The organism is Arthrobacter sp. 05T420 (assembly GCF_056396305.1).
Map to the genome: position 1 here is coordinate 1 of NZ_JBFTLG010000032.1, position 19,776 is coordinate 19,776.

The following is a 19,776-nucleotide window of genomic DNA, read 5'->3' on the forward strand; positions in this document are numbered from 1 at the left end:
CCGCCGAGCAGGCTGCTGCGGCTGATGGCGGCGCGTCGCCGTCGCGGGTCCTGACCGCTGCCGGGGAGGCCTGGAGCGAACGCGCCGGCGGCACCTCGGGCGCGCTCTGGGGCTCGGCGGTCATCGCCGCCGGCCTCGCTTTGGGCAACAGGGACAGCTACTCCGGCGAGGACGCAGCCGCCGCAGTCACGGCCTTCATTGACGCCATCACCGAACTCGGCAAGGCCGAATTGGGCGACAAGACCATGGTGGACGCGCTCCTGCCGTTCCGGGACGCCTTCCTCGCCGCCTTCGACGCCGGCACCTCCGTGGCTGCCTCGCTCGCCGCAGCCGCGGAAGCCGCGCAGACGGCCGCGGACCGGACGGCTGATCTCCGTCCGCTCAAGGGCCGCGCCCGTCCGCTGGCGGAAAAGAGTCTCGGCCACCCCGACCCCGGCGCGGTGTCCTTCGCCCTGATCGCCACGCGGATCGCCCGCCACCTCGCATCAGAGCGGACCGTGCCTGCACCGGCCGCACCCGACACGGCCTCAGGGGCCGGAAATGGAGCATAAAGGAAATGACTGACACCGAAGGTTTGCGCATTGTCATCGGCAACGACGAGGCCGGCGTCGAATACAAGAACGCCCTCAAGGCCCTGCTTGAAGCGGACCCCCGCGTGGCGTCCGTGGTGGACATCGGCGTCGGCGCCAATGACTCCACCGCCTATCCCCACCTCGCCGTCAACGCGGCAAGGAAAGTGGCCGACGGCGAAGCGGACCGGGCGCTGCTGATCTGCGGCACCGGCCTGGGAGTGGCCATCGCGGCCAACAAGGTCTCCGGCATCCGTGCCGTCACCGCGCACGACAGCTACTCCGTGGAACGGTCCGTCCTGAGCAACAACGCCCAGGTCCTCACCATGGGCCAGCGCGTCATCGGCCTGGAACTCGCCAAGAAGCTCGTAGGCGAATGGCTGAGCCACCGCTTCGACGAAAACTCCTCCTCCGCCGCCAAGGTGGACGCCATCCGTTCCTACGAATCCGACTACACGGAGGACGACTGAGCATGACCGAGACTTCGAACAGCTCACGACAGATCGCCGTCGTCGGCTCCGGTTACATGGGCGGCGGGATCGCCCAGGTCCTGGCCCTCGGCGGCGCCCGGGTTGCCCTCGCGGACGTGTCCGCCGAAGTGGCGCAGAAGAACTACGAGCGGCTCCTGGCCGAGTCCGACGAATTCGTGGCCGCGGGGCTCTTCCCCGCAGGCGCCACCAGGATATTGCAGGAAAACCTCTGGCCGGCCAAGGACATCGAGGAAGCCGTGGCCGACGCCGACTTCATCGAAGAAGCCGTCCCCGAGGTCATCGGGATCAAGCACCAGACCCTCGCCCGGATCAGCGCCGCCGCCCGCCCGGACGCCATCATCGGCTCCAACACCTCCACAATCTCCATCGCCGAGCTGTCCGGGCCGGTCACCCACCCGGAACGCTTCCTGGGCGTGCACTTCTCCAACCCCTCACCCTTCATCCCGGGCGTGGAAATCATCCCCCACGCCGGCACCTCCGCGGCCACCGTCGGCGCCGTCCGCGACCTCGTGCACGCGGCCAACAAACAGACCGCCGTGGTCAAGGACGTCACCGGCTTCGTGCTCAACCGGCTCCAGTACGCCCTCTTCCACGAGGCCGCCCAGCTGGTGGAACAGGACATCGCGACCGCTGAGGACATCGACACCCTGGTCCGCACCACCTTCGGCTTCCGGCTGCCGTTCTTCGGCCCCTTCGCGATCGCGGACATGGCCGGCCTGGACGTCTACAACTTCTGCTACAAGTCCCTGCAGACCGAATTCCCGGAACGCTTCGCCACCCCGAAGATCCTCACCGAACTCGTGGAGGCCGGAAAGCTGGGCACCAAGACCGGCGCCGGCTTCCTCAACGTCCCGGCCGAGCGCACACCGGAACTGATCGCCTACCGGAACAAGGCCTACGTCGCCATGCAGAAGCTCATCGACGAGCTCGGCCCCGCACCCATCAACTGAGTCCAACCGGGCACGTCTGCAGATACTAAGTTTGGTGACTATTGCCTCACCGAGTGGTAAACCTGAACTGTTCCGCTGAGGAACCCGGCGGGCTCGTTTCTGACAGCGAGGTGCATCATGACTTCCATGAATCCTGCTAATCAACTCGACGAGCTGGGCCAGCGCACTCTGCGCAGGGCACGCCGCCGCATCATGCCGCTGATCGTCGTGCTCTACTTCGTTGCATATCTGGACCGGAACAATGTCGGCTTCGCGAAGCTGACCATGAGCGAGGACATCGGCCTGAGCGCTTCGGCCTACGGTCTCGGCGCAGGCATCTTCTTCCTCGGGTACGCGCTGCTGGAAATACCGAGCAACGCCGGCATGTACAGGTTCGGCGCCCGCAAATGGATCGCCCGGATCCTCATCTCATGGGGCATTTTCGCCACGGCGATGTGCCTGGTGAACAGCGCGACCAGTTTCTACATCGTCCGGTTCCTGCTGGGCGCGGCCGAGGCAGGGTTCTTCCCGGCCATCCTGTTCTACCTGACGCTCTGGTTCCCTTCCGCACAGCGCGTAACGGTGCTCGGCATCTTCATCCTCGCCCAGCCGGTCTCCAACGCCCTTGGCGCCCCGGTGTCCGGCCTGCTGCTGCAGCTGGACGGCATCTGGGGCCTGCAGGGGTGGCAGTGGCTCTATATCATTGAGGGCATCCCGGCCATTATCCTCGGCATCCTGACTCCAATCCTCATGACGGACCGCCCGAGCCACGCGCGTTGGCTGGCCGACGACGAGCGCGAATGGCTCACCACAACAATGGACGACGAGCTTGCCCGGCACCAGAAGGGGCGCCCGCATCACTTCCTCGCCGGCCTCAAGGACCCGCGCACCATTGCCTACTCCGCGCTGTACTTCGGGCTGGTCTGCGGAATCTACGGCCTGGGGCTGTGGATGCCGACGATCGTTGCCGCACTGGGCGACTTCAGCACCACGCAGGTCGGCTTCATCGTCGCCATTCCCTACACGGTTGCGGCGGTTTTTGTGTACTTCTGGGGTAAGCGCTCGGACCGCACCGGTAACCGGGTCCTGCATGCGACCATCAGCATGATCATGGCGGCCATCGGCCTCCTGGCTGCCGGCTACCTCGTCGAGGTCAATGCCGTCCTGGCACTGTTGGCCCTGACGCTTGCTGCCATGGGGATTTACTCCGCCATTGCCCCCTTCCTGGCCATGCCGGCTACTGCCCTGGTCGGAGCTGCGGCGGCAGCCGGGCTGGCTATGGTGAATTCGCTCGGTAATCTGGGCGGGTTCGTGGCTCCCTTCGCCGTGGGGCTGTTCAATGACGCCACGGGAGACAACCGTTCCGGCCTCGTGTTCCTGTCAGCCTGCCTTGCCATCACGGCCGCCGCCACCTATCTCTACGCACGCAAGCGCCCGGAGGGGCACGTAAAGCCGGGTACGCCGGCCACGGTCGGTGAGGAAGCGGTAGCTTCCGACGACTTCGACACCAAGAACTGACCATCAGACGACGAGGGGCTGACCATGATCCAGCAAGCAGCGTTTCCGTCCGGCCGGACCGCGGTGCTGACCGGCGCCGCCTCTCCCCGCGGCATCGGACGGGCGACGGCGGAATTGCTCGCCAGCGGGGGCTGGGCAGTTGCGATTCTGGATATCGACGGCGACGCGGCGCGGAAGGCGGCGGCGGAAATCGCCGACGTCTATGGCGTCCCGGCAGTCGGTGTGGGCGCGGACGTGTCCGATCCGGCAGCCGTCAACGCCGCCATCGACGAGGTTGAGTCAACGCTGCCGCCGATCATTGGCCTGACCAACCTAGCAGGCATCAGCTCCCCCACGGAGTTCATGGACGAGACCCTCGAGGCCTGGGAGCGGGTGTTCAAGATCAACATGACTGGCACGTTCCTGGTCACGCAGCGGGTGCTTAGGGGCATGATCGAGCGGAAGCTGGGCAGGATCGTGAGCGTCTCCTCCATCTCGGCCCAGCGCGGTGGCGGCACCTACTCCAAGGTCGCTTACAGTGCTTCGAAGGCTGCCATCATCGGCTTCACCAGGGCCCTGGCCCGCGAAATGGGCCAGCATGGAATCACGGTCAACTGTGTGGCTCCGGGTCCGGTGGACACCGACATCATGGGCGGGACACTGACGGAAGAGCGGAAGGCCGCCATGTCAGCCGACATCCTGGTGGGCCGGGTGGGAACCGTGCGCGACATCGCCGCGCTGCTGGTGTTCCTGCTGGGCGAGGACGCCGGTTTCATCACGGGCGCGACGTATGACATCAACGGCGGACTGCAGATTTCCTGACCGCAGGGACGCGAAGGGCCGTATCACTCCCCCGAGTCGGCTGCAGCCCTAAACGGCAGCCATCACGGGCTCGCCGTTGAAGTATTCGAGCTGCCAGCCGTCGACGGCATGGTGGTGGGCCAGATTGAGCACGGCATTGTCGATGCGTTCCAGGGTTCGGCCGATCGCGCGGCTCAAGCTCACGCGCAGGAGCGTACCGTGGGCCACGGCCAGGACGCGACGTCCGTGGAACTCCTCGGCCAGCGCCTCCAGGGCGGCCAACCCGCGGCGGGCTGCCTCGTCCTCGCCTTCCGCGCCGCGAAAACCACCGGGGATGCGCAGCGCGTCCAGTTCAGGGCCGTCCTGCAGGCCCTCCGCGGGTCCGAAGCTGCGCTCGGCGAGCTCCGGCACGCGCCGGGCCACGCTGAGCCCCAGCCCGGCGGCAATGAGGTCGGCGGTTTCCGCCGCACGGCTCAGCGGCGAGGACACGATCGCGTCCCACTCGTAGCCGGACAGGGCGGCGACGGCGTCGCGCGCCTGGCCGCGGCCGACGTCGTTCAGCGGAATGTCGGTGGATCCCTGCAGCCGGCCCTCCGCGTTCCAGTCCGTCTGGCCGTGGCGGACAAGGGCGAACGTCGTAAAAGTCATGCCTTCCATTCTGCCCTGCGGGGGGACAGGCCCTGTCATCGGCGTGTCACCAGCAGGTCATCATGGTGGAGCTACCCGGCAGGGCCGGACTGCGTGGCGTAGGCGGTGGCCCGGTCGCGGACGTGGGCCACGTAGGAATCCGACTGGTTGTAGGAGTAGATGGCGTCCGTCCAGCCCGCGGCCGTGGAGAGATCACCGCCGTGGACGCATAGGTACGAGGCGGCACTTAGCGCGGCGTCGTCGATGTTGAACGGGTCGGCTTTTCCGTCACCGTTCCCGTCCCGCCCGGCAAACTGCCAGGTGGAGGGAATGAACTGCATGGGTCCGACGGCGTGGTCCCACCGGGCGTCGCCGTCCAGGGCGCCGGCGTCCGTGTCAGGAATCGCGGCAAATCCTTCGCCGTTGAGGCTCGGACCGACAAGTGGCCCACTCGCCTGGCCGGCGGCGGTCAGGCGTCCGCCGCCGTAGGTTCCGTGGCCGGATTCGACGAAGCCGACGGCTGCCACCGTATTCCAGCCGATGCCGCACGCCGGCGCGGACTCGTTGGCTGCACCGGCCGCAGCCACGTAGGCCTGGAGCGCACGGGCAGGGATCCCGGTCTTCGCGGCGGCATGGGTGAGCCACTGGGCGTCCGTGCTTCGGGTGATATTCACCGCAGAGGTGATCCCGGCGGAGAGCGTTTCGAGTTTCGCTTCCGCCCGGGGCGGTGGTGGCAGGACTGCGCTGGTCCCCGCGCCGGAGAATTGCGGCGCCCAAAACAAGAACCCGGTAATGACGCAAAACGCGAACAGGCCGAGCACTGCCAGGCGTTTCAGGTGGAGCATGGACTAGTTGGACCTGCCGCGGACGATGCCGATCCGCTGATCCGGAGCTGTGCGGAGAATCGCCCCAGTGCCGCACCCACGCGGTGCCATAGTCCTAGCCTTCGCAGTCGACGCAGTAGGTGTGGCCGTTCTTTTCGCGTGCCACTTGGGACCGGTGCCGGACCAGGAAGCAGGAATAGCAGGTGAATTCGTCCTGCGCCTGCGGGATGACCTGTACGACGAGTTCCTCGGCGACGAATTCACCGCCGGGTGTGATCGAATCGTCAAAGGCGTCAGTCTCATCCATCTCGCGGACAACGCTGCGGGCATCCGGGGCGTTGGCGGATTGCAGCGCCTGCAGGGAACTATCCTGCGACTCCTTGACGTCGGATCGGACTTCGTCGTAATCGGTTGCCACGGGGGTGACTCTCATTCCTATGTTTAGTTCTGACGGGAAGCCAACGTACACCATTACGCCCCTGTCTGCTTCATCCGAACAATGGGTGGCCCACAAAGGCGTTCCCGCTGTGACCACCGCCACCCCTTCCCGCGGCTTCTGGACCCAGGACGAGACCGGCACAAACCAGTCCGACGGTCCCGTTGTCGACATCGACAACCGCGTCACCCAGCCTTAAGAGCCGGTGCGCCCGGCCGCAACCGGCGCAGTGAGGCCCCGGACAGCCATTGCTGTCCGGGGCCTCACGTCAGATGGGGCGCCGCGTCCGCATCACCGGTCGGAGACCAGGAGCTCCCGTCTCTGCCCAGCGGGGTTCTCCACCAGTGTGGAGGCTGCCGGGCTGGAGACCGCAGGGTTGGAAGGGGCGGCCGCGGCGAAGGTGTTGGCCGGCCGGGGCAACCCGTAGTGCTCACGGAGGGTCCGGCCGGTGTATTCACGCCGGAAGAGTCCGCGGTCCCGCAGGATCGGGATGACGTGGTCCACAAACGCGTCAAGGCCGGACGGGAGCACGGGCGGCATGATGTTGAAGCCGTCCGCTGCCCCGGCCACGAACCATTCCTGGATGGCGTCGGCCACCTGCTCAGGGGTGCCGGAGAAGGTCCGGTGTCCGCGGCCACCCCCGAGCCGGCCGATGAGCTGGCGCACGGTCAGGCGTTCCCGCCGGGCGAGGTCCACGACCAACGTGTACCTGCTCTTGGCACCCTCGATCTCGTCCTCTGGGGGCAGGTCCTCCGGTAGCTCGGCATCGAGGGCCAGGGATTCCGGCGGGACCCTGAGCACGCCAGCGAGCTGCCGTCTGGCGTGCTCGGGGTGGATGAGCCCGTCGAGTTCCTTCTCCAGCCGCCGGGCTTCGGCCTCGGTGGACCCGATGAGCGGAACGATGCCGGGAAGGACCTTGATGGTCTCGGGATCCCGGCCGGCGGCGGCGGTCCGCCGTTTCAGGTCCGCATAGAAGCGCTGCGCGTCGGGCAGGGTTTGCTGGGCTGTGAAGACCGCTTCGGCGTAGCGGGCGGCGAAGTCCTTGCCGTCCTCCGAGGAACCGGCCTGGACAATCACCGGGTGCCCTTGGGCGGAGCGTGGCACATCCAGCGGGCCTTGGACGCTGAAATATGTGCCGGTGTGGTTGACGGGGTGGACGCGGGTGTTGTCTCCCCAGATCCCGGCGTCCTTGTCTCCGAGGGCGGCGTCGTCTTCCCAGCTGTCCCAGAGTTTCCGCGCGACGTCGAGGAATTCCGCGGCGCGCTCGTACCGCAGCGCGTGGGCCGGCTGGTCCCGCAGCGAGAAGTTCCTTGCGGCAGCGTCCCCCGCGGTGGTGACGACGTTCCACCCGGCCCGGCCGCCGCTGATATGGTCCACGGAGGCAAACCGCCGGGCGAGGTTATAGGGGTCGTTGTAGGTGGTGGACGCCGTCGCTATCAGCCCGATGCGTTCGGTGACGGCAGCGATGGCGGCAAGCAGGACGGTCGGCTCGAGCGTGCCGTAGGGGCGCTGGCCGACGTCGCCGTGCAGCACCGGCGAGTCCGCGAAGAAGATGGAGTCGAACGTGCCGCGTTCGGCGGTCCGGGCCAGCCGCTGGAAATGGGCCACCTCCGTCCCGGCGAAGCTGTCGCTTTCCGGCAGCCGCCAGGAGGCTTCGTGGTGGCCGGTGCTCATGAGGAACGCGTTCAGGTGCAGCTGCCGTGCGCCGCTCACAGCGGCGCTCCCGACAGATTTGCGCGGAGTTCGACCGTCTCGGAATAGACGGAGGAGTCGCCCTGGATGGAGGTGCTGCTGCGTCCATCGATACCCCGCGGAACATCGCCAGCCACCGTGACCCGGTTGAGCTGGCGGGGCTGGCCGTCAAAGTTGTCCGGGGCGTAATGCTGGGTGATGCGGTTGTCGAAGAGCACCAGCTGGTCCGGTTCCCAGTTGACGCGGACCACGTTCTCCGGGCGGGTGACATAGGCCTGAAGCAGCCGCAGAATGTCCTTCGATTCGGTGTTGGACAGTCCCACGATCCGCAGCCTTTGGGCGAAACCGCCGATGAAGAGTCCCCGTTCCCCGGTCAGTGGATGGACCCGGACCACGGGGTGGGCGGTCTCGAAGTGGATCCGGGTGAATTCCTTCCGAAGCTCATCGGCGTTGGCGTGCTCGAGGTTTTTCGGCACTGAGTAGTCGTAGTCATTGGTGTGGACGGCCCACAACGTGTCGGCGAAGTTTCGCAGTTCCTCCGGCAGGTCCTGGTAGGCACCTGCCGAGGAGGCGATCAGGGTTTCCCCGCCGTAGGCCGGCAGGGTGATGCTGCGCAGGGTGGAGGCCTGCGGCGGGTTCACCACGAACGTGACATCGGTGTGCCAGTTGTTGGCGCTGCCGTTTTCGCTGTCCACCGGCAGGACCGCCGGTTTTCCCTCAACGGAGGCCACCGTGGGGTGCGCCTGGGTGAGCGGGCCGAAGCGGCTGGCGAAGCGGACCTGGGCTTCGTCGTCGCGGACGTTGGCTTCCCGGAAGACCAGGGCCTTGTGGGTGTTCAGGGCCGCCCGGATCTGGGCGATGGTGGCGTCGCTGAGGTCGCTGCTGAGGTCCAGGCCGCGGATCTCGGCGCCGATGCGCGCGCTGAGTTTCCGGAATTCGAGGCGGGTTTCGGTAGCTGTCGACATGGTGTTTGTCTCCTTGATCTGTGGGGCGTGGCTAGTTTGGCCGGGGTTAGATCGACTGGGATCCGACGGCGGTCCGCCACCGGGAGAAGTGCCGCTCGACGGCGACCAGCAGGTAGTTCACCAGCAGGCCGAGCAGGGAAACGGTCAGGATCCCGGCATACATATCCGGGATCAGGAAACTCATCTGGGAGTTGACGATCAGGTAACCGAGGCCCGCCTTGGCGCCGACCATTTCCGCGGCGATGAGCACCAGGATCGAGGACGTTCCCGCCATCCGGATTCCCGTGAAAATGGTCGGTGCCGCCGACGGGAGGATGACCTTCTGGAACAGCCGGAAGCTCGAGAGCCCCAGGGAGCGGGCGGCACGGATGAGCAGCGGATCAACGGTCCGGACGCCGGCGATGGTGTTCAGCAGCACGGGGAAGAACGCGGCATAGGCCACGATGCTGATCTTGGACGTCTCCCCGATCCCCAGCAGGAGGGTGAACACCGGGAGCAGGGCCAGCGCCGCCGTGTTCCGGAAGACCTCCAGCAGGGGGTTCAGGAACCGGTCAAGGGACCGGTACCAGGCGACCAGCAGGCCAAGAGCCACGGCGGATACGACCGCGATGCCGAAGCCGCTGGCGGACCGGGTGAGGCTTGCCGCCAGGTGGTTTTGCAGCTGCCCCTTGGCGATGAGGGTTCCCAGGGCCCGCAGGACCTCGTGCAGCGGCGGGAGGAACACCCTGGTGGAGGCCGAGGCGAGGTAGGTGGGCCCCAGTTCCCAGACCAGGAGGAACAGCACGATGGCGCCCGAGGCCCAGATTCCGCGCCCAGCCTTGCGGACAATGGCCCGGATCAGCGAGGGAAGGTGCTTGGCTGCCGGGCTCCGGGCGGGCCCCGCGGTGCGTCCCGCAGCGGCCGTGGGTGCGGCAACGGCGGCAGGTGCGGCGTCTTTGGTCAGTGTTGGTGCGGTCATTAGGCTGCCCTTCCCGTGCTGATCTGGTCCTGGCGGAGTTGGCCCTGGCTGAGTTGGGGCGCCTCGTCCGGCGCAGACCCGTCGGGCCGGATTTTGACGTGCCCGGCGTCCTGGGCCTTCCGAACCTCGTCGTGCAGCAGCGACCAGACCTTGTGGCGGTGTTCAACGAAGGCGGCGCCGGAACGGACGTCGCCATCACCGCTCCGCTCCCCCAGGTCAATGTCGACAATCTGCTTGAGCCGGCCGGGGCGGGAGCTGAGCACCGCCACCCGCTGGCCCAGGTACACGGCTTCGTCGATGCCGTGGGTGATGAAGATGATGGTCTTGCCCGTGGCTCGCCAGATACGCAGGAGTTCCTCCTGGAGCTGTTCGCGGGTCTGGGCATCGAGTGCCGCGAACGGTTCGTCCATGAGCAGGACGTCGGGTTCGTACGCGAGGCTCCGGGCGATCGCAACGCGCTGCTTCATGCCGCCGGAGAGTTCATGGGGATACCGGTCCTCGAAGCCGGACAGGCCCACGAGCTCCAGATAGTGGCGGGCCTTGTCGGCACGTTCTTTGCGGCTGAGGCGCCGCCCCTCGCTGCCGGTTCCCTCGAGGCCGAAGGACACGTTGGCGGCCGCGGTGCGCCACGGGAAGAGTGCGTACTGCTGAAAGACGACCGCACGGTCGCGGCCGGGTCCGGTCACCTCCTTGCCGTCCACCAGAATCTGGCCGGTGTCCGGGCGGGTGAGCCCGGCAAGGAGGTCCAGGAGGGTGGTCTTGCCGGAGCCGCTCGGACCGACCAGAGTGATGAACTCGCCCGCGGCGACATCCAGGGTGATGCCCTCCAACGCCGTCAGGGTGGTGCCCTCGGGCTGGTCCTTGCTGGCCCGGACGGTGAATTGTTTCCCGACGTTCCGGAGGCTGATTTTCGGCGCCTGGCCGGTACCGCGGGTCATGATGCCGCCCCCTTCAGCAGGTCGTTGAAGTCGTTGGTGTAGTACTTGGATGGGGTAATGTCGCCGGTGACGATTCCAGTGTCATTCAGCCACGCTGACCAGCGGGCGAAGTCCTGGTCGCTGATGGCGCCCTTGGAGGGGACGCCGACGCTCTTCCAGTACTTCAGGGCCGCGGTGCTTTCGGAGCGCTGGCGCTTGTCGATGATCTTCGTAAACCGTGCGATTACTTCGGCGCGGGGCGTTTTGCGTTCCCATTCGATGGCCTTGGCCACGCCGGTGGTGAAGATCCTCGTGGTTTCAGGGTTCTTCTCGATGAAGTCCTTGCGCAGGACGTATTGGCCTCCGGCGAAGGTTCCAAAGAGTTCGAAGTCGTTGAACAGGGACCGCAGGCCGCCCTTGGCGACTGCGTTATCCTGCAGCACTCCGCCGAGCGCCCCGACGTCGACCTGGCCGCGGCGGATGGCCTCCTCGGTGTCATTGGGCGGAACGACGACGAGTTGTACCTGCTTGATCTCCTCCTGGGACAGACCGTTCTTCTTCAGGTAACTGTTGATCACGGCGTCCGAATGAGCGCCCAAGGTGTTGACGGCGATTTTCTTGCCGATCAGATCCCGTGGCGACCGGATCGGACTGTCCTGGGTGACGTAGAAGCCGTTGAACGTCTTATCGTCCTCGCCGTAGTAATTGATCACCGCGGTAACCGGTGCGCCGGCTTCGATGAGCTTCACCACGGCGCCGGAGAAGGCGCCGCCAAAGTCGGTGGCCCCGGTAGCGGCTGATTGGATGCTCGCCGGCCCGCTGATGGTGTTGCCCACCCAGTTCAGCTTCACGGCGCCGAGGTAGCCGAGGTCCTCGGCCAGCTCGGGCAACGTGACGCTGTTGGCCCAACCCTCGTAGCGAAGTTCGGTCACCTCGGGCGTCCCGGGGGCATTCCCGGCCGGGGACTGGGCGCTCGCAGGGCCGCCGCAACCGGAGACCACCAGCGAGACCGCCACGGCGGCAGCAACGCCCAAGGTGGAGAAAAGTCCTGCGGGTAAGAGTCGGTTTTTCATAGCGGATACTTTCTGGATTCGATGGTGCGGACCGGGCTACCGGACCGTGTCCACCATCAGAACAGAGTTAAATCCGCGCCGGCAGGTACTTCGACACCCGGCGAAACCGCGCGTCATCCGGCGACGAAAACAGCAACGGACGGCACCGGCTACCCCATCGGACGCATCGGGAAGCAGTTCGTAACGGGGCAGACTCACGCGGTCATCGGCCGCCATTCCGGGACACATCCAGGCCCCATTGGACCGGCACTGTGACGGCACTCTGACGTCCGACGACGGCGCGTGAAGGCGCCGTCGTCGCGCCGCCGTCGCGCCCGGCACCAAAAAATTCCCAAGATGTAGCCGAATGTTGCGTTTCCCGGGGCTGCGGGGAGAGGGCGGCGGCAGGGGCCCTCTCGGCGGGTGACCTCAGATCAGCGCCAGAATTCGGTGAGCTGCCCGGCAAGGGCGCTGCCCTGGTTGTAACCCGCCCGAGCGGCGGGCGGACGCAGCGACAGATCCATGGCATTGACGCCGAACATGTGCTCGGCGGTGCTATCCGGGAAGAGGGTTTCGACTCTGCTGCCGTGTGCGCGTAGCTCGTCGACCTGTGTGGCGAGATGCATGCCCCAGTGCACCGGCGTCCGTGTTCTGCCGCTGAATGGTGACAGCACCAGCACCCGTGCGTATCCGGCCGCCAGATCGGCGTTCTCGGCGTTGGATCGGTAGCCGCCGTCGATGTATCGGCTGTCCCCGATACCGTAAGCGAAGCCACTGGCACAGCTGGCGGCCACGGCGTCCACCAGCTCGACCCCTCCGTGACGGTCGAACACGACAGGTTCACCGGCACGGGCATCGACCGCCGTGATGAGCATCGTGTGTTCCGGCCAGTGCTGGTTGGGCAGCCTCGCGGCGACGGTCGCGCGCCACCGCGCTTGCCCGGAACCGTCCGACGCCGCATCCAAGTCGAGCGCCGCCGCGCCCATTCTGCGGCGCATATCGGCCGCATCCTCAGAGGCAGCGATAATCCTGCTCGTTCTTTCCATGTGGTCCGCCGCCGGCCTAGCGCGTCCACCGTCGGATCCAATGGGACCGGTCCGTTGCTGGGGTGGGGCGGCAAGGATGGCGGCAAACAGTTCGGTCGGGGTCGCGCCAGCTAGCTGGGCCGCGGCCGTCGATCCGGCCGACGTGCCGACGATCAGGTCGGCATCGGTCACATCCAGCCCGGCATCGAAGAGGCCAGCGATGACGCCGATCAGCCACGCGTTGCCTGTCGATCCGCCGCCGCCGAGGATCAACGCTCGCTCGCTCGCGGCGCGCACCGGCTTTGTGGCGTCGAGACGCGGTTGGTCCTGGTCGGACTTCGGCCGGTCGGGGGCCGTCGATGAGGTGAAGTGCAGGGGTGAAGAAGGTGATGTGTTCACGGGAGTCGTCCTTCGCGTATGGCCTGGCGGGCGCTCCCAGTTGCGACTACTGCAGTCGCGCGATCGCGGACTGCCGGGGAGCACCCATTGCGGATACTGCGTACATGGGTCTCACCTCCTGTCGATGGATCACAATCACCGGAATAGTCGCACACCGGAGTCGCGGTGCGCAACCGGTATCAACGTAGTTACCGTCCTCTGTCACGCTGGCGTGTTCGCCGCCGCCATGTGGCAGCGGCGAACACGCCTTGAGCATTGGCCGAGCCGCCGCTACATTCCGGGGATCTGCTGGGCCTCGTTAACCTCGATTTCGCAGCACCCCCATGAGCACGGCGAGTGATGCCTCGGCGGAGCTGATGTGATCGGTCGAGTCCGGGGCCGCTGACCACTCGTCCGGACCAGCGCCAGCCGGGAGAAAGTGCAGGGCACTCCCCCAGGACGGCGGCTATAGGGCCCGGTGGTGTTCGATGAGCCATCGCGCCATCTGTTGGGCGCGCTTGGAGGCCAGCGTGTCGCCTTCGGTGGCGGAGATGATGGAGCCCTTCATCAGGATGTGCCAGGACCGCGCGAATTCCTCGGGGCGGTCCAGCCCGGCTTCCTCGGCCAGGGCCTGGATGTGACCCCGGATGCGGCTGAGGTAGTCGATGCTCGCCTTCCCCAGCGGGTGCCCGGCCCCCATCTCCAGAAGGACGTTGATGAACGAGCACGCCTCGAAATCTTCGCGCTGGAACCAGTCGCCAAACACGTCAAATACGGCGAGCAGCTGTTCCTCGGCGGTGGTGCCCCGTTTCCTGGCCTCGCCCACGATGAGGTCCACGGTCCATACCTGGTCGCGGAGTTCCAGAAAGGCCAGCACCAGGGCATCTTTGGACGGAAAGTGCCGGTAGAAGGTCGCTTTGGATACCCCTGAGCAGTTGATCAGCTCATTGACGCCAACACCGCGGATACCGCGGCTAGAGAAGAGCTCGTAGGCGGTCGCGAGGATGCGGTCCACAGGCTCGTCGCGTCCGGCCATAGCTGTGGCAGGCAAGAGCGTGGGGCCCGCGGCGTCGTCGACAGTCATGATGAAAAAATTTTACACCCGGCCGGGGCGTACAGACCGGTCTGCCTCGGAGTGTGCTATTAATGCCCGCTGGGTTGCCCCCGAGCATTCGGTGGGCGGGACGCTGGGCGGACGGGCCGAGGCCCTGCTGTGCGCCTTTGGTCCGCCTAGGGATGAAGAACGCGGTCCCCCTCCCGGTGTGTCGAGAATCGGCTGTCCAGTGCGTGGACGAAGCTGCGCAGAGTGGCGGATTCGTGGGTGTTGTTGGCCAGTCGGACGATCGCCGAGGCGGTGTGGGCCAGCTTGATGTTGTGGTGCTGGCTGTAGGCGGAAAGCCGTTCGAAGGCGGCGTCGGAACCGATGTGAAGTATTCCCATCAGGATGCCTTTGGCCTGTTCAATGAGGCCTCGCGTGCCGATGGCTCCGGCAATGGCCTCGCGTGCGGATCGGTCCGTTTCCAGCTGGACCGTCCTGGTGAGGTCGAGCATGAACCCGTCGATGAACAGCACGTTCCCGTCGCTGTCCGGCACCCCCTCCCCAGCAGTCAAGACGCGGCGTTCCCGCCGGCGAGCGTCGAAGAGGCGGTGGTAGTTGGCAAAAAACCCACCGCCGCGGCACACACCCTCAATAGTTTCCCTGCACCGCATCCGGTCGTCAGGGTGCAGGTGCGACATCAGCACCCCCACAGTGGGCACCACCTCGCCCCGGTGATAGCCGTGGATTTGGTAGACCTGCTCGGACCACTGCAGCTCCCCCGAGACCACATCGTAGCGAAAGGTCCCAGCGAGGCAGTCCTCGGTAGCCAGTGCGCTGGAGTAGGCCTGCAGCGCCTTCAGCCCGGTCACGGCCATGCCTGTCTGCCAGGCCTGCCGGCCGGCGCCCAGCGCCCGGGCCCAGAGCGCCCCATGCCGCCAACACGAGACCCGACGGCGGTTAGCACGAGCTGAAACCGACCTGCGCGGACCGCGTTTCCAGAGCCTGTCGCCAGCGTACGATCAGCTGCTGATTCCGGACTACTGCCCGGCCGCCCAAGAAGCGCGCGGCGGAGGGTATGCCGATGCGCGGCGGCCGTCTCGGGAATCTGGGCGCTCCGTCACGGGCCGGCCTCGCCCGTGCCCGCGGATCGCTGGCGTGCGTCTCCTGGGCTCGCCGGTGCTCTCTGGGCTCCCCCGGAGTGACATTGGCCCCGGAGTGGCTCAGGGCGCCACTTTGCGGTGCCTCAATCTCGGTCACCAGCCCCATGCCGGCGTACTCCCGCACTGCGGCGATCCCGGCCACCGCCGATGGCAGGTCAGGAAAGGGCTTGGAGAGGGCCATGACGGTCCCATCCGGGGCGGTCAGTCGAAATCGGTAGGAAGTGTCGGAATCGGTGAACAGTTCAAACATGCCTGTCATAGAACCCTCCTGGAAGCCGGGACCCGGTTGTTCTCGGTGACTCCGTTGTCACCGGGAACAGCCTGAATCCACCCGGACGATGCCAGCCGCTCACAGAGGCCGGCCCGGATCGAATTGATGAATTCATGAAAGTCTGAACTATGGTTCTGGCCCGCGCAAGAGGTAACACCCTGTCTCCCGGCGGCGGCGACACGCCGGCGGTCCGGCGCTACGATATAGGAGCGGGCAGGCCAATCACGGGAGCTGCGAGACAGACTTTTCTGTCTGGGCCGTGTTAGTTTTCCTGTCGGCGGGTTCTGCACAGACGCGCGGCTCAGAATATTTGAATGTGAAGGAGGGAGGTCCCGATGCCGGATGATCTTCCCGCGGGCTTGGTCCTGACCGATGTGAAGGCCGAACTTTTCAAGTCCATGGGCCACCCTGCTCGAATCCAGCTATTGGAGATGCTCGCAGACGGGCCAGTTGCCGTGAGCAGACTGCGCGACAATACCGGCCTGGAACCGTCGAATCTCTCCCAGCATTTGAGCCTGCTCCGCCGCCAGCGCCTGATTGTCCCCTCACGACGGGAAGGGCGGCTGTTCTACGAACTGGCCAGCCCCGAAGTGAACGACCTGCTCGCGGCCGCCCGGTCTCTGCTCGACACCCTCCTCCACTCCTCCCGCTTGACTCTGAGTCCCCTGGCTGACGAGCGGGAAGAGGCAATCCGCTAGATGCCGGCGCGCGGCGGACCGCCAGACGGCTCCTCCGGTGCCGTCGACGTCCGCCGCGCCGGCACGTCCGCAACGCCACGTGGACTAGACGGCACTGGGGGTGGCGACGGGCCATCGTCGGGGACTACGACATCACGGCTACAGAGCCCGGGAAGCACCTGGGATTCCAGGTCGTGGCAGGCCTTGCCCGCCGGCCGGTGCTTACCGGCTCAGTGAAGCGCCGGGCGGAACGACTGTTCGGTTCACCCTGGACCTGCAGCCCAAAGGACTCATGAACTCGTGAGCCCGGTGATCGTCCGCACCATGAATGCTGAGGTCGCGCAACTGACAAATCTGAAGAACGTTCTCAAATCCGCATAGAGTGGCCTCACAGGGTGGCACCTATGGAAAACCGGAGTCCCGCTGAGTATGCCAACCTGATTCAGGACCACTGAGACGTCCTGATTCAGGACCACGCGGCGTTTCGTTGCTCTAACCATGACCGGGCAGAAAAATTGGCTCTCCGACATGACAAGAATGTGCTCTGGCGGCACCAGGCCTGAGCGGCCCAGCGGGAAATCTACCTTCATCGGGGCCGATGATCGTGCAGGCGAGGATCCCCACAACCAGGGCGAAAAGGAATCCAGACCGTTTCGGTAACCAAGATCTCGCCACGGCTTCAGCCGGGCAAGCACTTAGCCCGACGGATCCGGCGCAGGCGGAATAGTGCGCGCTTGACAGTCCACCACGGTGGGCGGACTATGACGCTCATGCGCGCAACGACCAAGGGCACGCTCAAGAACCCGGAACCATGAGTGCCGGGGCGCCGATAGCGGCACGGACTGAATCCGGACTTGTCCTTGCCGTGCTGGCGTCCGGCCAGTTCCTGATGACGCTCGACAGCTCGGTGATGAACGTTTCGATGGCCACGGTGGCCGCGGACCTGGGCACGTCAATTACCGGCATCCAAACGGCCATCACCCTTTACACACTCGTCATGGCGTCCCTGATGATCACTGGCGGCAAAGTCGGTACCATCATAGGCCGCCGCCGCGCGTTCGCCCTCGGCCTGATCATCTATGCCGCCGGTTCGCTGACCACGGCGCTGGCGCCCAACCTTGGTGTCTTGCTTCTGGGCTGGTCCCTCTTGGAGGGCACCGGCGCAGCCCTGATCATGCCGGCGATCGTCGCGCTGGTTGCGGCCAACTTCCCGCCCGAGCGCCGCGCCGCAGCCTACGGGCTGGTGGCCGCGGCAGGAGCCATGGCGATCGCAGCGGGCCCGCTCATCGGCGGCGCAGTGACCACCTTTGCATCCTGGCGGTATGTCTTCGTCGGTGAGGCCGTCATCGTCCTGGTCATCCTGCTGGTCTCGCGCAAGGTCGAAGACGTTCCACCGTCCAAGGTCCGGCTGGACCTGCTGGGGTCCGCACTGTCGATACTGGGACTCGGAATGTTTGTGTACGGTGTCCTGCGTTCGGGTGAATGGGGCTGGGTGCGGTCCAAACCCGGTGCGCCGACCGTCGTGGGCCTCTCTCCTGTTATCTGGCTGCTGGTCGGCGGGCTGCTTGTCCTCTATGTGTTCATGCGGCGGACATCGCATTTGGCCTTAGTTGGCGGTGATCCGCTGATCGACCCCGGGCTGTTCCAGAACCAGCGCCTCACCGGCGGCCTCAGCGTCTTCTTCGCTCAATTCCTCGTGCAGGCCGGGGTGTTCTTCATCATCCCGCTCTTCCTGTCGGTGGTGTTGGAGTTGAGCGCGCTGGAGACCGGGATACGGATCTTTCCGCTGTCCGTGGCGCTGATTCTGGCCGCTGCCGGAGTTCCCAGGGCCTGGCCGCGTGCCAACCCGCGCCGCGTAGTCCGGTTGGGGCTGATACTGATGATCGTCGGTATCCTCATCCTGGTGGCCGGAATGGACCCGGGTGCGAATGCGGCCATTGTCGCCATCCCAATGCTTTTGATGGGGTTCGGAATGGGGGCGCTGTCCTCGCAGCTGGGCGCCGTCACGGTCTCCGCGGTGCCGGACTCTCAGAGCGCGGAGGTCGGCGGACTGCAGAACACGGCCACCAACCTCGGGGCCTCCCTTGGAACGGCCCTGATCGGTTCAGTTCTCATTGCGACCTTGAGCACTTCGTTTTTGGCCGGCATCCAGGACAATCCCGCCGTGCCAAGCTCCGTGCAGGAGCACGCCTCGGTCCAACTGGCCAGCGGTGTCCCCTTCATTTCCGACACGCAGCTCCAGGCCGCGCTGGACAACGCCCGAGTCGATCAGGCGACGACCGATGCAATCATGTCCGTCAACCACATCTCCCGTTTCGATGCCCTACGGGCCGCACTTGCCCTGACCGCACTGCTTACGATCGCCGCACTGTTCCTTACCGGACGCCTCCCCGATAAGGCCGTCGGAGCGCCCGACGACTCCATGGAGGGTGGGTAGCCCGCCGAGCCCGGATAGGCTTCGCTGCCCCGCCGGAACCATCGTTGTTCCCGCATGCGCGGTTCCACGGGGCGCCGTGATTGGGCCAACCGATTCGGAAAGGAGAATGTGCGCCCCTTCGCCCGGCGGTACCGTCAGCCCTCCGGTTCCCGCCCAGACGGCACCTGGGCGCGGGCCGGATCCTTCAGCAGCGCGTTGACGATTGACGCCGCCGGGGGCCACAATCGCAGCAGGGAACGACGCCGCACCTGATGCCAGTGCCCCTTCCAGGTTTCAGAGGGGAGACCCCGATCATGGCCGAGACCAGAGACAAGCATCTGAGCGTCGAGGAACGTGTCGCGGAGGGCAGGCCCAGCGGAAGAAGGCGCCCCTCTCCAGCCACACTGGTTGGAAGCCGACTCCCGGCCGCCCCGATCCGGTGGCACTCCTCGAGGAACAGAACCTGACCCGGGAACAGGATCTCGTGCCGGTGCGCCACGGCCGGATGTTGGTCTCGCCGTTCACGTTCTACCGGGGTGCGGCCAAGATCATGGCGGCCGATCTGAAGGACACGCCCCGGGCCGGCCTGCGCGTCCAGCTGTGCGGCGACGCCCACCTGTCCAACTTCGGGGTCTTCGCCTCGCCCGAGCGCAACTTGCTGTTCGACCTGAACGACTTCGACGAGACGCGAAGGCCCACACCCGGGACAGCCTGCAAGCACTGTCCAAGCTCGCCGAGCGCGTCGACGGAAAGTACCGAATTGTCAGTCAACCACCGATCGTCATTCCCGTCCGGGAATGGGGAAATATGTACGGTGCGTCTGGCGACGAGGTTGAGAAGGCGGTTCGTGAACAGCTCCGGGCCTACCGGGCCACACTGCCGGACGACCGGCGTCACCTGCTTGAACAATTCGAAGTCATCGACGTCGCCCGCAAGGTGGTGGGCGTCGGCAGCGTCGGCACACGGGCGTTCATCGCCCTGCTCCAGGGCCGCGATCAAGAGGATCCCCTGTTCCTCCAGGTCAAGGAGGCCACGAAATCGGTGCTTGAGGA

The 19,776-nt window shown here is 66.1% G+C and carries 20 protein-coding genes and 1 pseudogene; 9 read left to right on the top strand and 12 right to left on the bottom strand.

Translation table 11 applies throughout. The features are described from left to right. The 5 genes from AC1DEM_RS21365 to AC1DEM_RS21385 all read left to right on the top strand — a co-directional run. Window positions 1-551 (top strand): DAK2 domain-containing protein (locus tag AC1DEM_RS21365; protein WP_476886282.1); only part of this gene is annotated, 551 nt, incomplete at its 5' end. Between the two features lie 5 nt (window positions 552-556). After that, window positions 557-1,039 carry a ribose-5-phosphate isomerase gene (locus AC1DEM_RS21370; RefSeq protein WP_476886283.1) on the top strand — a complete coding sequence of 161 codons (483 nt, stop codon included), beginning with the start codon at window positions 557-559 and terminating at the stop codon, window positions 1,037-1,039. Window positions 1,040-1,041: 2 nt separating this feature from the next. Then, window positions 1,042-2,010, top strand: coding sequence for a 3-hydroxyacyl-CoA dehydrogenase family protein (locus tag AC1DEM_RS21375; protein ID WP_476886284.1), 969 nt, complete (start codon window positions 1,042-1,044; stop codon window positions 2,008-2,010). A gap of 117 nt (window positions 2,011-2,127) precedes the next feature. Next, window positions 2,128-3,507, top strand: a complete 1,380-nt coding sequence (locus AC1DEM_RS21380; protein WP_476886285.1) for an MFS transporter — start codon at window positions 2,128-2,130, stop codon at window positions 3,505-3,507. A 24-nt stretch (window positions 3,508-3,531) separates the two neighbouring features. Further along, window positions 3,532-4,308: an SDR family NAD(P)-dependent oxidoreductase gene (locus AC1DEM_RS21385; protein ID WP_476886286.1), complete on the top strand. Its 777-nt coding sequence runs from the start codon at window positions 3,532-3,534 to the stop codon at window positions 4,306-4,308. Window positions 4,309-4,356: 48 nt separating this feature from the next. Here AC1DEM_RS21385 and AC1DEM_RS21390 read toward each other — a convergent pair whose 3' ends face one another. From AC1DEM_RS21390 to AC1DEM_RS21445, 12 genes are all read right to left on the bottom strand, one after another. Then, the gene (locus AC1DEM_RS21390; protein ID WP_476886287.1) at window positions 4,357-4,935 is read right to left on the bottom strand and encodes a histidine phosphatase family protein; all 579 of its coding nucleotides are present in this window, start codon (window positions 4,933-4,935) and stop codon (window positions 4,357-4,359) included. 71 nt (window positions 4,936-5,006) lie between these two features. Continuing rightward, a complete protein-coding gene (locus AC1DEM_RS21395; protein ID WP_476886288.1) occupies window positions 5,007-5,759 on the bottom strand; it encodes a lytic transglycosylase domain-containing protein in 753 nt (250 codons plus the stop codon). Window positions 5,760-5,853: 94 nt separating this feature from the next. Then, window positions 5,854-6,156, bottom strand: coding sequence for a DUF4193 domain-containing protein (locus AC1DEM_RS21400; protein WP_277527067.1), 303 nt, complete (start codon window positions 6,154-6,156; stop codon window positions 5,854-5,856). A gap of 309 nt (window positions 6,157-6,465) precedes the next feature. Next, the gene (locus AC1DEM_RS21405) at window positions 6,466-7,887 is read right to left on the bottom strand and encodes an LLM class flavin-dependent oxidoreductase (RefSeq protein WP_476886289.1); all 1,422 of its coding nucleotides are present in this window, start codon (window positions 7,885-7,887) and stop codon (window positions 6,466-6,468) included. Further along, window positions 7,884-8,831, bottom strand: a complete 948-nt coding sequence (locus tag AC1DEM_RS21410; RefSeq protein ID WP_476886290.1) for a TauD/TfdA dioxygenase family protein — start codon at window positions 8,829-8,831, stop codon at window positions 7,884-7,886. The genes AC1DEM_RS21405 and AC1DEM_RS21410 overlap by 4 nt, the downstream gene beginning before the upstream one ends. 46 nt (window positions 8,832-8,877) lie before the next feature. Continuing rightward, window positions 8,878-9,789, bottom strand: coding sequence for an ABC transporter permease (locus AC1DEM_RS21415; RefSeq protein ID WP_476886291.1), 912 nt, complete (start codon window positions 9,787-9,789; stop codon window positions 8,878-8,880). After that, window positions 9,789-10,727, bottom strand: coding sequence for an ABC transporter ATP-binding protein (locus AC1DEM_RS21420; protein WP_476886292.1), 939 nt, complete (start codon window positions 10,725-10,727; stop codon window positions 9,789-9,791). Before AC1DEM_RS21420 ends, AC1DEM_RS21415 begins: the two co-directional genes overlap by 1 nt. Then, a complete protein-coding gene (locus AC1DEM_RS21425; protein ID WP_476886293.1) occupies window positions 10,724-11,779 on the bottom strand; it encodes an ABC transporter substrate-binding protein in 1,056 nt (351 codons plus the stop codon). The genes AC1DEM_RS21420 and AC1DEM_RS21425 overlap by 4 nt, the downstream gene beginning before the upstream one ends. Window positions 11,780-12,192: 413 nt before the next feature. Beyond that, the gene (locus tag AC1DEM_RS21430) at window positions 12,193-13,182 is read right to left on the bottom strand and encodes a patatin-like phospholipase family protein (protein WP_476886294.1); all 990 of its coding nucleotides are present in this window, start codon (window positions 13,180-13,182) and stop codon (window positions 12,193-12,195) included. A gap of 445 nt (window positions 13,183-13,627) precedes the next feature. Beyond that, window positions 13,628-14,245 carry a TetR/AcrR family transcriptional regulator gene (locus tag AC1DEM_RS21435; RefSeq protein ID WP_476886295.1) on the bottom strand — a complete coding sequence of 206 codons (618 nt, stop codon included), beginning with the start codon at window positions 14,243-14,245 and terminating at the stop codon, window positions 13,628-13,630. A gap of 146 nt (window positions 14,246-14,391) precedes the next feature. After that, window positions 14,392-15,069 carry a PAS and ANTAR domain-containing protein gene (locus tag AC1DEM_RS21440; RefSeq protein WP_476886296.1) on the bottom strand — a complete coding sequence of 226 codons (678 nt, stop codon included), beginning with the start codon at window positions 15,067-15,069 and terminating at the stop codon, window positions 14,392-14,394. 88 nt (window positions 15,070-15,157) lie between these two features. Next, window positions 15,158-15,619, bottom strand: coding sequence for a YegP family protein (locus AC1DEM_RS21445; RefSeq protein WP_476886297.1), 462 nt, complete (start codon window positions 15,617-15,619; stop codon window positions 15,158-15,160). Window positions 15,620-15,966: 347 nt separating this feature from the next. Between AC1DEM_RS21445 and AC1DEM_RS21450 the strand changes: the two genes are divergently transcribed. From AC1DEM_RS21450 to AC1DEM_RS21465, 4 genes and pseudogenes are all read left to right on the top strand, one after another. Continuing rightward, on the top strand, window positions 15,967-16,329 hold the full coding sequence (locus AC1DEM_RS21450; RefSeq protein WP_476886298.1) for an ArsR/SmtB family transcription factor: 363 nt from the start codon (window positions 15,967-15,969) through the stop codon (window positions 16,327-16,329). A gap of 790 nt (window positions 16,330-17,119) precedes the next feature. Continuing rightward, window positions 17,120-18,745, top strand: a complete 1,626-nt coding sequence (locus tag AC1DEM_RS21455) for an MFS transporter (protein ID WP_476886299.1) — start codon at window positions 17,120-17,122, stop codon at window positions 18,743-18,745. A gap of 484 nt (window positions 18,746-19,229) precedes the next feature. Then, window positions 19,230-19,345, top strand: a pseudogene (locus tag AC1DEM_RS21460) (DUF2252 family protein); the annotation flags it as partial. Next, window positions 19,325-19,776: DUF2252 family protein (locus tag AC1DEM_RS21465; protein ID WP_476886300.1), on the top strand; the 452-nt coding region annotated here is incomplete at its 3' end. The pseudogene AC1DEM_RS21460 and the gene AC1DEM_RS21465, both read left to right, overlap by 21 nt.